The sequence below is a fragment of the uncultured Sphingomonas sp. genome, assembly GCF_913777625.1.
GTDB lineage: Bacteria > Pseudomonadota > Alphaproteobacteria > Sphingomonadales > Sphingomonadaceae > Sphingomonas.
In genome coordinates this window covers 170,731-183,023 of the sequence record NZ_CAJYTI010000010.1, presented here as the reverse complement: position 1 = coordinate 183,023, position 12,293 = coordinate 170,731, and the positions used below count along the sequence as shown (strand labels likewise).

Annotated in this window: 11 protein-coding genes; 7 read left to right on the top strand and 4 right to left on the bottom strand. The window is 67.1% G+C overall.

Features of this window, described 5'->3' with window-relative positions; translation table 11 throughout:
• Positions 1–32 precede the first annotated feature (32 nt).
• The 7 genes from QZ814_RS05920 (at position 33) to QZ814_RS05890 (ending at position 6,820) form a co-directional block, all read left to right on the top strand.
• Positions 33–1,085 carry a sigma factor-like helix-turn-helix DNA-binding protein gene (locus QZ814_RS05920; protein ID WP_294330173.1) on the top strand — a complete coding sequence of 351 codons (1,053 nt, stop codon included), beginning with the start codon at positions 33–35 and terminating at the stop codon, positions 1,083–1,085.
• 60 nt (positions 1,086–1,145) lie between these two features.
• The gene (locus QZ814_RS05915) at positions 1,146–1,658 is read left to right on the top strand and encodes a hypothetical protein (protein ID WP_294330171.1); all 513 of its coding nucleotides are present in this window, start codon (positions 1,146–1,148) and stop codon (positions 1,656–1,658) included.
• A gap of 440 nt (positions 1,659–2,098) precedes the next feature.
• Complete coding sequence (locus QZ814_RS05910; protein ID WP_294330169.1) at positions 2,099–3,031, top strand: alpha/beta hydrolase-fold protein; 933 nt, start codon at positions 2,099–2,101, stop codon at positions 3,029–3,031.
• 200 nt (positions 3,032–3,231) lie between these two features.
• A complete protein-coding gene (locus QZ814_RS05905; RefSeq protein WP_294330167.1) occupies positions 3,232–3,888 on the top strand; it encodes a dTMP kinase in 657 nt (218 codons plus the stop codon).
• 119 nt (positions 3,889–4,007) lie between these two features.
• Positions 4,008–5,120: a fumarylacetoacetate hydrolase family protein gene (locus tag QZ814_RS05900; protein WP_294330488.1), complete on the top strand. Its 1,113-nt coding sequence runs from the start codon at positions 4,008–4,010 to the stop codon at positions 5,118–5,120.
• A 7-nt stretch (positions 5,121–5,127) separates the two neighbouring features.
• Positions 5,128–5,925 carry an SDR family oxidoreductase gene (locus QZ814_RS05895; RefSeq protein ID WP_294330165.1) on the top strand — a complete coding sequence of 266 codons (798 nt, stop codon included), beginning with the start codon at positions 5,128–5,130 and terminating at the stop codon, positions 5,923–5,925.
• A 1-nt stretch (position 5,926) separates the two neighbouring features.
• Positions 5,927–6,820 (top strand): SMP-30/gluconolactonase/LRE family protein, encoded by an 894-nt coding sequence (locus tag QZ814_RS05890; RefSeq protein ID WP_294330162.1) that lies wholly within the window; start codon positions 5,927–5,929, stop codon positions 6,818–6,820.
• Positions 6,821–6,864: 44 nt separating this feature from the next.
• Here the strand turns inward: QZ814_RS05890 and QZ814_RS05885 are convergent, their stop codons facing one another.
• The 4 genes from QZ814_RS05885 to QZ814_RS05870 all read right to left on the bottom strand — a co-directional run bounded on the left by QZ814_RS05885 (position 6,865) and on the right by QZ814_RS05870 (position 12,261).
• A complete protein-coding gene (locus QZ814_RS05885) occupies positions 6,865–7,488 on the bottom strand; it encodes a TetR/AcrR family transcriptional regulator (RefSeq protein WP_294330160.1) in 624 nt (207 codons plus the stop codon).
• Between the two features lie 262 nt (positions 7,489–7,750).
• Positions 7,751–9,526, bottom strand: a complete 1,776-nt coding sequence (locus tag QZ814_RS05880) for an IlvD/Edd family dehydratase (protein ID WP_294330158.1) — start codon at positions 9,524–9,526, stop codon at positions 7,751–7,753.
• Between the two features lie 151 nt (positions 9,527–9,677).
• The gene (locus QZ814_RS05875) at positions 9,678–11,084 is read right to left on the bottom strand and encodes a sugar porter family MFS transporter (protein ID WP_294330156.1); all 1,407 of its coding nucleotides are present in this window, start codon (positions 11,082–11,084) and stop codon (positions 9,678–9,680) included.
• A gap of 130 nt (positions 11,085–11,214) precedes the next feature.
• On the bottom strand, positions 11,215–12,261 hold the full coding sequence (locus QZ814_RS05870) for a LacI family DNA-binding transcriptional regulator (protein ID WP_294330154.1): 1,047 nt from the start codon (positions 12,259–12,261) through the stop codon (positions 11,215–11,217).
• Positions 12,262–12,293: the final 32 nt, after the last annotated feature.

Sequence of the window (12,293 nt, the reverse complement as noted above, 5' to 3'; positions counted from 1 at the left end):
GATCGGACCGGCGCTGAACCAGGGGAATACGAATGTCGAAGATCACGATCGCTCTCGAGGCCGCAGTCCAAACCGTCATCGAGAACTCGCCGAAGGACAGCAAGCAGACTGCCCGTCAGCGCGCCGAAGTCGATCGGGCCTTCGCTCGCATTCTCAAGCTCATCGCACCGCGCATCCGCCACTTCATCCGCCAGTACGGCCTGACCGCGCACTGGGACGATGCCGAGCAGTGCTGCGCCATCGCCGTGCACCGTGCCATCCAGGCCTATGAGCCGGAAAAGGCGCAGTTCACCACCTTCGTGAACTGGCAGATCCGCGGCGAACTGCAGAGCCTGCGCTTCCGCCTGATGACCGATCAGCGCCCCTCCGCGAAGAAGGTCGAAGCCACCACCGTTTCGCTCAGCGCGATGGTCACCTCGGCGGATGGCGACGAGATGTCGCCCGAGGCGATGATCGAGGACGAGGACGCCCTGGAGCGTACCGAGAGCGCCGCGTCGGATTACCTGGCCGACGGCGCGATCTCCTCGCTGATCGAGGCCTATGTCGACCATCTCCGCAAGGTGGGCATCGAGCAGCTCCGCCGCCGCCCCCGTCCGAAGCGGGAAGAAGCCGCGCTGCGCCGCGAAGGCCCGCGCCTCCGCACCGCCACCCACGGCATCGATCCGACCGAATTGGAGAAGCTCGAAGCCAAGCTGGAGCGCGACCGCGAGATCGTCGCCCGCCGCGTGTTCCAGACCGCCACGCTCGACGATCTGTCGCTCGAGACCGGCGTGACCAAGGAGCGCGTCCGCCAGATCACCAAGCGCGCCGCCAAGGTGATCGCCGAGATCGCCGCCGCCGACCCCCGCTTCTCGGTGATGGCCGAATATGGCGAGCCCGCCACCGCCAAGCGCCGCCAGCCGGCCCCGGCCCGCAGCGTCACCCCGATCCTGCCGGACGCCAGCCAGCCCCACAACCTGCTCTCCAGCGTCGTCGCGATCCATCCGGCGAGCGTCGAGGCGGTGGTGGCGGCCGAGGCGAACCGCGATACCGTCGAGGTCGTGGCCGTCGCTGCCGCCGTGCAGAGCAGCGCCGCGCTGCACTGATATCCGTTTCCTGCGCAATCGTTCTATAATGCAGGGGTAACCCTATCGCGGAACGATCCGATGTCCCGAGACTCCCAGACCAACGGCCGCGGCATACCCCAGATGATGCCGCGGCCGAATTTCAAGCTGACCGAACTGGCCGAGGAAATGGTGCGCTGTGCGCAACCGCTGCTCCCGGCCGGCGGTCGGCTTTTTTTGGGTCTGCAGCAGGACATGGACGGATCGCTGCGGATGATCTGGTGGCGCGGCGACGACTTCCGCCTGGTCGCCGAGATCGACGCGAGCCCCGAGGGCTTTTGCGACGAGGACACCGACGAAGGCGCGCTGCAGGATGCGGCGAGCGCCTGCCTCACCTATCTCGCCGGCCGCTGGCCCAGCCCGCCGCGCCGGCTGGGCGTGATCACCGACGGCACCGGCGTCGCCTTCTCGCCCAACCGCCCCGCCGTCGCGGAACCGGGCTGGCTGCTCGACCATGCCGGCGGCCTGGCGACGCTCACCACCATCCTGCCGCTCGACGGCGAAGGCCCGTGCGCGCTGCTGTGCACGCCGGTCGAGGCCGCATCGTACCATTGAGACCGGACGGCGGGCGACGTTGGGCTTCTGCTGGAAGGCCAGCATGATCCTGCCACCGAAGTTTAGGAAGTTTAGGCTCTCGCGCGTTTCAGCGGATGGCAGCCATCCGCCCGCTGCAGGCCGCAAAGTTTAGGAAGTTTAGGGCGAGCACCGTCAGCTCAAGCATCATCGAAGCCGCACGACGTGATGTTTCGCGCGCACGACGACGTTACCGGACAGAATCAAAGAGCGGCTGCCCAAACCGGACGACGATCGAACATATAGTAAACAATTCGCACGGAACAAGCTGTTGGCGGGGGCGGTCAAAGGTGCGACCAAAGGGAACGACAAATATCCAAATCTGGTGGAAAGCAAACGTCCCTTAGGATAAGCTTGAGATCAAGGCGGAGGCATGAAGGTCACAATTCTTGCTACGCTTTGATGCAAGGAGACGCGGACTGATGCTGACCTTTTTGCTCGCCGCTGTCATGTCGATTCCCGCGCAGGTTCCCCCTGCGGCGCCGAGCGATCCCGAGTGTCGTTCCAGCATCGTCGGTACGGTTCGCACTATCACGCTGCAGAGCAAGGTATTCCCGGGTGAGCGCACGTTGCGCATTTGGCTACCCCCCGGATACGACACGACGGGTTCGCGACGCTATCCTGTGCTGTACGTTCTCGACGGGCAAAATGCCTTCGACACCTGTACCGGCTACCAGGGCCATGAGTGGACGCTAGATGAAGTCGCCACTCGGCTGATCTCGAGCGGCGCGATCACACCGATCATCATCGTTGGCATCGATAACGCCGGTGCGCGTCGCGCCAACGAGTATCTCCCCTATGCCGACCCGTTCATGCCGGCAGCCGGTCAGATGGAAGGCGATCGGTTGGCAGCATTCCTAGCGGGCGACGTGATGCCGTTGGTCGCGGCATCGTTTCGGGTATCAACGGATCCAGCCGAGATTGGACTCGGCGGCTTCTCCTATGGCGGCGTAGCCACGTTGCACACGGTGCTGAGTAATCCGCAGCTATTCGGCAAGGCGCTGATCGAGAGCCCATCCTTGCAGGTCGGCAATGGGCAATTGCTGCGCGACGCGGCCGACGCCGCCATGCTACCCGACCGTATCTATATTGGCATGGGCGGCGAGGAGGCGGCGATACCGCCTGGTGCGCCACCAGCCATCCGCGAACGGATCGCACGCATCAACACCGGGCTCGTCGTCGGCGCTGAACGACTACGCGATCGACTTGCCCTCGCATTGAGCGCGCCCAGCGTTAAGTTGGTCATCGATCCGACCGCTCATCATGGCGAAGATGCATGGGCGACGCGTTTGCCCGCAGCGCTTACGTTCTTGTTTGGGTCGCCCGACGCTGAAAAACAAGCGGCAAGAAAATGAGGCAGGTCTCTCCTGCCCCTTGATATCGATCATGGCGCTCGAACCTGCGCCTGACGGAAGCCAGCAAAGGCCGCAGCACTTTAGAGAGTGTCTATTTCCGGACCGCTCAGCCCAACAACGAAGGGTCGATTATGGGCGGGACCTGCTAGACGCCACCCCTCCCCCGGTGACAATCCCCGCCACCCTGCTATGGCAGCCGCATGGGTGAATTGATCGCGATCGAGGGTGCCGACGGCGTCGGCAAGAACACCGCCGCCAAGGGGCTGTGCGCGGCGCTGCAGGCGTCCGGGCGCACCGCCACCGTGCTCGGCTTCCCGCGCTATGGCGAGACCGTCGCCGGCGTCACCATCGGCAAGATGCTCGCCGGCGAACTGCCCGTCCCCGTCACCCCGCATGCCGCCGCCGTGCTCTATGCGCTCGATCGCTTCGAGTGGCGCGACGCGCTGCTGGAAGCGCAGGCAACCCATGACGTGGTCGTGCTCGATCGCTACATCGCCTCGAACATGGCCTATCAGGGCGCCAAGCTGGGCGGCGACGAAGGCCGGGCGCTGATGGACTGGATCCTCGCGCTGGAGACCGGGCAATTCGCCCTGCCCCGCCCGCGCCTGTCGATCTATCTCGACACGCCGTGGGACTTGGCACGCGAACTGATCCTGCAAAAGGCGCAGCGCAGCTACACGACCCGCAGCTTCGACGAATATGAGGCGGATATCGCCCTCCAGCAGCGCGTGCGCGGCAATTACGAGGCGATGGTCGCGGCCGATCTGCTCGGCCCGTGGCGCGTCGTGCGGGCCAGCGAAGACGGCGCGATGCGCGCCCCGGATGCCATCGTGGGCGAAATTCTCTCTCATATTTGAAAATCAGCGCGACACGCGTATTTCCCGCGCTTGACATTTGCGTTGGCGGAGCAGCAATGGTAGCGCTATCACAATTCGAAACGAAACTGGCGAGAGGTCCCTTGGAAGCGCTTCGTGACATGCTGCCTGCCGATCATGCGCAGGCCATTCTGGTCGGCCGTGTGGCGACGCCCGCCGGCCCCAGCCCCGTGCTCCTGCGCGACGGCCAGGTGCTCGACGTGTCGGCCACCGCCGCCACCGTCGCCGATCTACTCGAGCGCGACGACATCGCCACGCTGACCGGCACCGTGCTGTGCAGCGTCGAGGCGCTCGGCACCGACTCGGCCCCGCAGATCCTCGCGCCGATCGACCTGCAATGCGTGAAGGCCGCCGGCGTGACCTTCGCGGTCTCGGCGCTGGAGCGCGTGATCGAGGAACGCGCCCGCGGCGACTCCGCCAAGGCCGCCGAGATTCGCGGCGACCTCGAAGCCAAGGTGGGCTCCGGCATCCGCTCGGTCGTCCCCGGGACGACCGAAGCCGCTGCGCTCAAGGCCGCGCTGATCGAGGCCGGCATGTGGTCGCAGTACCTCGAAGTCGCGATCGGGCCGGACGCGGAAGTGTTCACCAAGGCGCCGGTGCTCTCGGCGATGGGCTGGGGCGCCGAGATCGGCATCCGTTCGGACAGCGACTGGAACAATCCCGAGCCGGAAGTGGTGCTGGTCGTCGACCGCAACGGGGCGATCAAGGGCGCGACGCTCGGCAACGACGTCAACCTGCGCGACTTCGAGGGCCGCAGCGCGCTGCTGCTCGGCAAGGCCAAGGACAACAACGCCTCGACCGCGATCGGCCCGTTCATCCGCCTGTTCGACGATCATTTCACGATGGACGATGTGCGCGGCGCGGTGGTCGACCTCACCATCGACGGGCCGGAGGGCTATCGCCTCTCGGGCACCAACAAGATGAGCGAGATCAGCCGCGATCCGACCGAGCTCGTGCGCCAGACGCTGAGCGAGCACCAGTATCCGGACGGGTTCGCGCTGTTCCTCGGCACGCTGTTCGCGCCGGTGCAGGACCGTGACCATCCCGGCCGCGGCTTCACCCACAAGCCCGGCGACATCGTCCGCATCGCCACGCCGAAGCTCGGCACGCTCGTCAACCGCGTCACCACGTCGAAGGCCGCCGCGCCCTGGACGTTCGGCATCCGCGACCTGATGCGCAACCTCGCCGCCCGCGGCCTCCTCTCCAATTCCTAAGGTGTCCATGACGCAAGCCGATCTCCAGCAGGGGCCGATCCCGGCCGCCCAGCGCGCCGTTTATCCGAGCCTCAAGGGCAAGCGGGTCCTGATCACCGGCGGCGGCTCGGGCATCGGCGCCGGGCTGGTCGAGGGGTTCGTCCGCCAGGGCGCGGACGTGACCTTCTTCGACATCGCCGAGGCGGATTCCCACGCGCTGGTCGCCAGCCTTTCGGACGCCGCGATCGCGCCGCGCTTCCACAAGGTGGACCTGACCGACATCGTTGCCAGTCAGGCCCAGGTGCAGGCGCTGATCGCGGCCGAGGGCGGCTTCGACGTGCTGCTCAACAATGCCGCCAATGACGACCGCCACACGATCGAGCAGGTGACCCCGGAGTACTGGGACAACCGCATGAACGTGAACCTGCGCCACCAGTTCTTCCTGGCGCAGGCGGTGATCCCGGGCATGAAGGCGAAGCGCGCCGGGGTGATCATCAACCTCGGCTCGATCTCCTGGCACCTCGCGCTGGAGGAGCTGACGCTCTACCAGACCGCCAAGGCCGCGATCGAGGGCCTCACCCGCAGCCTGGCGCGCGAGCTGGGCCCGGACGGCATCCGCTCGGTCTGCATCGTTCCCGGCAACGTCAAGACGCCGCGCCAGATGAAGTGGTACACGCCCGAGGGCGAGTCCGAGATCGTCAAGGCACAGTGCCTGCCCGGTCGCCTGGTGCCCGACGACATCGCCGCGCTGGCACTGTTCCTTGCATCCGACGATGCGCGGCTGATAACGAGCCACGAATTCTTCGTGGATGCAGGCTGGAGATAAGATGACCGACAAGGTGGTGGTTTCGGCGCCGGAGAGCGTGTGGGGGCTCAGCGCTCCGCTTCTCGAAGGCCCGGTGTGGGTGGAGCGCGATGCGGCTTTGTGGTTCGTCGACATCAAGAGCCACAAGATCCACCGCTATGATCCCGCCACCGGCGACAAGGCGAGCTGGGATGCGCCAGCCCAGGTCGGCTTCGCGCTGCCCTGCGCCAGCGGCGGCTTCGTCGCGGGGCTGCAGACCGGGCTCGCCAGGTTCGATCCGGCCGACGGCAGCTTCGCGCCCCTGGTCGATCCCGAGCCCGAACTGCCCGGCAACCGGCTGAACGACGGCACCGTCGACCCCGACGGCCGCCTCTGGTTCGGCACGATGGACGATGGCGAGAGCGACGCCACCGGCACCATCTATCGCCTTGCCGAGGACGGGACCTGCGTGGCCTCGGCTCCCAAGGTGTCGATCACCAACGGCCCGGCGGTCTCGCCCGACGGCAAGACGCTCTACCATGTCGATACGCTGGGCGCCGTCGTCTATGCCTGCGACATCGACGGCGACGGCACGCTGGTCAACCGCCGCGAGTTCGTCCGCATCGCCCAGGGCGAAGGCTTCCCGGACGGCCCCTGCGTCGACAGCGAAGGCTATGTGTGGGTGAGCCTCTATGCGGGCTCCGAGGTGCGCCGCTATTCGCCGGCGGGCGACCTGGTCGAGACGGTACCCTTCCCCGTGGATGCGATCACCAAGATCGCGTTCGGCGGCCCGGACCTGAAGACGGTGTTCGCCACCACCGCGAACAAGCATCTCTCCGCCGAGGACAAGGCCGCGCGGCCGAGCTCGGGCGACCTGTTCCGCTTCCGCGTGACGGTGGCCGGCCAGCCGACCTCGATGATCCGCGTCGGGGCGTAACGCCTAAATTCCTCCCCGGGCGCAGCTTGGGGAGGAATTCGATTTTACTGGTACATCGCCTTGGTCAGCCCGGCGATGCCACCGCGCACCCGCTCCCAGCCGGCTTCGTCCGACAGGTCCAGCCCCAGGAACCGCCCGCCGGTCGCGCCGGACAGCACCAGCTGCTGGATCGAGGCGATCAGCAGCGCATTGAGCATCGGCGCGTCGACTCCCGCGGGCCGCTGCAGCGTGCCGCGCTCGCGGGCGATCCAGCTGCTCAGCGCCTTGCCGCGTGCCTCGGTGAAGGCGCTGGCGAGCTTGGAGGGGGCGGAAAGCTCCCAGGCGAGGATCTTCTGGGCCAGCGGATCGCTGCGCAGCGCATCGAGCAGCGCGACCGCGACGCGCGCCATCATCTCGGCATAGGTGGCGGGCGGCGGCACGTTCTCGGGCCGCACCAGCGCCGTCTCCATCCAGGCGGAGACGTCGGCGGCGATCGCCTCGGCGAGCCCGTCCATCCCGCCGAAATAGCGGTAGATCAGCTGCTTGTCGTAGCCCGAGGCGCGCGCGATCGCGTTGACGCCCCAGCGGGCAAAGCCCTGCTCCGCCAGCAGCCGCTTCGCCGCTTCGAGAATTACCCCCCGCGTATTGGCTGCATTGCGCAGCCGTTTCGCCGGTGCCCCTTCGCTCACGCCGTCCCCTTCCCCGTAGTTGGCGAAGGGTTAACTATCACTGGCGGGTGACACTTGCCATCTCCGGAATGGGCCGGAGGTGGGGAGATTGGGGCTAGGAAAGATTACGCGGGTTGCCCCGCCACCATCGTCATCCCCGCGAAGGCGGGGATCCATTGGCGCTGTTGCCGAGGTCCTTTCCCCCAGCGTCCTGGCAAATGGATTCCCGCCTGCGCGGGAATGACAGAGGATGCGTGGAAAGGGTACCCCCACCCCTTCCCGATCAATGGTTGTGCCGCGGCACCTTCAGCCCGGTGCCGCGATATTTGGTCGCGAACTCGAGCACGCCGCCTTCGTGCAGCTGGCCCGACTTCTCGCGGTACAGCTCTTCCCACGGCGTGTTGCTCGGCGGGATCGGCGGGGCGGGCTCGCCCTTGCGGCGGGCGATCTCGTCAGCGTCGACCAGCGCGTCCACCCGGCCCTGGTTGAGGTCGATGCGGATCATGTCGCCGGTGCGCAGCCAGGAAAGGCCGCCGCCCGCCGCGCTCTCGGGCGACGCGTTGAGGATCGAGGGGCTGTCCGACGTGCCCGACTGGCGGCCGTCGCCCAGCGTCGGCAGGCTCTGGATGCCCTTCTGGAGCAGTGCGTCGGGCGGCTGCATGTTGACCACCTCGGCCGAGCCGGGCCAGCCCAGCACGCCCGCGCCACGGATCACCAGGATGCAATTGTCGTCGATGGCGAGCGCCGGATCGTTGATCCGGTGGTGATAGTCGTCCGATCCGTCGAACACCACCGCCCGGACCTCGAACACGCCCTCCTGCCCCGGGGTGGAGAGGTAGCGCGCGCGGAAGGCATCGGAGATCACGCTGGTCTTCATGATCGCCATGTCGAACAAATTGCCGGTGAGCACCAGGAACCCGGCCTTCTCCATCAGCGGCTTGTCGAGCGGGAAGATCACGTCCGCATCCAGCACCCGCGCCTCGGCGACATTCTCCGCCATGGTGCGGCCGGTGCAGGTCGCGACGCTGCCGTCGAGGACGCCGGCATCGACCAGCAGCTTGAGCACCGCCGGGATGCCGCCGGCGCGGTGGAAGCGCTCGGAGAGATATTGCCCCGCCGGCTGCATGTTGACGATCAGCGGCAGGTCGTAGCCGGTCTGCCAGTCTTCGGGCGTGATGGTGATGCCGGCATGGGCGGCCATCGCGTTGAGGTGCGGCTGGGCGTTGGTCGAGCCGCCGATCGCGGTGAGCAGCTTGATCGCGTTGAGGAAGCTCTGCTTGGTGAGGATCTTCGAGGGGCGAAGATCCTCGTATGCCATCTCGACGATGCGCTTGCCGGTCTCGTACGCGATCTGCCCGCGCTCGCGATAGGGCGCCGGGATCATCGCGCAGCCGGGGAGCGACATGCCCAGCCCCTCGGCCATGCTGTTCATCGTCGAGGCGGTGCCCATGGTGTTGCAGTGCCCCGAGGACGGCGCGCTCTCCATCGCGCGGCGGAGGAACTCGGCCTCGTCGATCTCGCCCGCCGCCATCTTGCGGCGCGAGCGCCAGATCACCGTGCCCGAGCCGACCAGCTCGCCTTCGTGCCAGCCGTCGAGCATCGGCCCGCCCGACAGGACGATCGCGGGGATGTCGACGGTAGAGGCGGCCATCAGCGACGAAGGCGTGGTCTTGTCGCAGCCGGTCGTCAGGATCACCGCGTCGATCGGATAGCCGTTGAGGATCTCGACCAGGCCGAGATAGGCGAGGTTGCGATCGAGCGCGGCGGTCGGGCGGCGGCAATTCTCGAAGATCGGGTGGAGCGGGAATTCCATCGGGATACCGCCTGCCGCGAGGATGCCCTCACGGGCGCGCTTCACCGTCTCGAGATGGATGCGGTTGCACGGCGCGATGTCGCTGCCCGACTGGGCGATGCCGATGATCGGCTTGCCCGAGGTCAGCTCCGCGGGCGTGATGCCATAGTTCATGAAGCGCTCGAGATAGAGCGCGGCCATGTCGGCGCGGCCGGGGGCGGCGAACCATTCGCGCGAGCGGAACGGACGGGCAGGCGTGCGGGTCATCTATACCTCACAATCCCCCCCGGTACGGGGAGGGGGACCAGCCGCAGGCTGGTGGAGGGGGCCAGCCACAAGCGACGTCCTTTGGGGTGATCCCCCTCCACCATCGCCTTCGGCGATGGTCCCCCTCCCCGTTCCGGGGAGGATCATCAAGTTACCCCTCCATCGCCTCGAGTTCCTTGCCCTTGGTTTCCTTGATGAACTTCAGGACGAGGAAGAAGCTGACCGCCGCACAGACGGCGTAGAAGGTGTAGCTGGCGGCCAGGCCGAGCTTGGAGGCCATCACCGGGAAGCTCTGCGCGATCAGGTAGTTGGCGAACCACTGGGCGAAGCCGCACACGGCCAGCGCCGAACCGCGGATCTGGTTCGGGAACATCTCGCCGAGCATCACCCACATCACCGGGCCCCAGCTGATGTTGAAGAAGATCACGTAGAGGTTGGCGGCGACCACGGCGAGCTTGCCGAGATCGGGCGAGAGCACCAGCTTGCCCGCCGGATCGAGCGTGCCATGGCCGAAGGCATAGACCAGCACGAACAGCGTCACCGCCATGCCTGCCGAGCCGATCAGCAACAGCGGCTTGCGGCCGATCTTGTCGACCAGCCCGATGGTGACGAGGCAGGCGGCGATCGAGACCGCGCCCGAGACGATGTTGATCAGCAGCGAATCGGCTTCGGTGAAGCCGGCGAGCTGCCACAGCGTCGAGCCGTAGTAGAAGATCACGTTGATGCCGACGAGCTGCTGGAACACCGCGATCACCAGGCCCGCCCACAGGATCGGGCGGATGCCGCCGGTGCGCGGGTCGATCAGGTCGCGGAAGCTCGGACGGTGATCGACGCTGAAGCTCGCGCGGATTTCCTCCAGCTTGGTGCGCGCGGTCTGCGGGCCGAACAGGTCGGTCAGCACCTTGGTGGCTTCCTCGATACGGCCCTTGGCGACCAGGAAGCGCGGGCTTTCCGGAATGAAGAACAGCGCGACCAGGAACACCGCAGCGGGGATCGCCTGCATCAGGTACATCCAGCGCCAGGCTTCCAGGCCCGCCCAGAAGGGCTGGGTCGAGGCGCCCGCGGCGGCGGCGAGGTAATAGTTGACCACGAAGGCGGCGGTGAGGCCGGAGATGATCATGATCTGCTGCACCGTCGTCATCCGGCCGCGAATGTTCGCAGGGGCGACTTCGGAGATATAGGCGGGCGACAGCACCGAGGCGGCGCCGACCGCGATGCCGCCGGCGATGCGGGCGACGACGAACACGCCGTGGAGATGCGCGAACCCTTGCGCCAGCGCGCCGACGAGGAAGATGAAGGCGGCAAGCCGCATCACGTTGCGGCGGCCGATCGCATCCGCCAGCGTGCCGGCGAAGAAGGCGCCGATGAAGCAGCCGATCAGCAGCGAGCCGACGGTGAAGCCCAGCCCCGCCTCGTCGAGCGCGAAGGCCGCCTTCAGGCCCGGCTGGGTGCCGTTCACGGCGCCGCTGTCATAGCCGAAAAGCAATCCGCCGATCGTGGCCACCGCCACGATGGCGCCGATCAGGCCGAAATTGGCCCGTTCCGCTGTCTGGTTCATCCAATCCCTCTCCTAGTCGCCCCGAGATGCGGGACGATTTGTTAGCGGTAACGCTGGCCCGTGCAACCGGGAAAAGCAAGTCGGCAGATGCGCTTTCGCAGCTTTATGCCAACGTTGTCGTCCTATTCCCTTACGCCACGGGTGGCGGCGCGCAGGATTCACGCACGATCAGCTGGTGCGCAAGCACTTGTTCGGCATGCTCGGTGCGGACATCGGCGCGCAGCTCGTCGAGCAGCATCGTCAGCGCCGCTTCCGCCATGGTGGCGATGGGCTGGCGCACGGTGGTGAGCTCGGGCCACATCGTCGTGGCGAGCGCGGTGTCGTCGAAGCCGACCACGCTCAGGTCCTGCGGCACGTGCATGCCGCGGCGATGCGCCACGCCCACCGCGGCGGCAGCCATGTCGTCGTTGCTGGCGAAGATCGCAGTCGGCGGGTTCGGCAGATCGAGCATCGCCTCGCTGGCGACGATGCCGGAGCGGAAGGTGAAATAGCCCTGCTCCACCGGCATCGCGGCAAGGTCGAGCCCCGCCTCCTCGATCGCCGCGCAGAAGCCGCGATAGCGTTCGGCGCTGGAGGTCTGGTTGGGGTTGCCGCGGATGAAGCCGATCCGGCGATGCCCCATGTCGAGCAGGTGCTTGGTCATCGCGCAGGCGGCGGCGAAATCGTCGATGCGGACGTTGAGGCTGCCCTCGGGCGGCAGGCCCATCGCGACCGACACCCAGGGAATGCCGGCCGCTTCGAGCTCGGCGCGCACCGGCCCCGACTCGGACAGCGGCGGCGGCAGGATCACGCCCTGGACATGCGTCTGCACGAAGCCGCGCGTCGCCTCCGCCTGCTCCTCGGGGCGTTCGCCTTCGCAGGCCTCGAGCACCAGATGGCAGCCTGCGCGGCGGGCGGCGGCCAGCGCGCCGATCAGGAATTGCGAGAGATAGGCGGCGGACGGGTTGGAATAGAGCAGCCCGATCTGGGTCGCTTCCCCTGCGGCCAGGCTTCGCGCGGCGCTGTTCGGTGAGTAGTTGAGCTTGGCGATCGCGGCGAGCACGGCCTCGCGAGTCGCCTCGCGAACGTTGGTGCCGCCGTTGACGACGCGCGATACGGTCATCGCCGACACGCCTGCTTCGCGTGCGACGTCCTGTACGGTAATGCTGCCCCGGCTGCGCCGGCTAGGTTTGCTCATCCCCCCTCCTGCACCGACGCATAAGTTCGCGC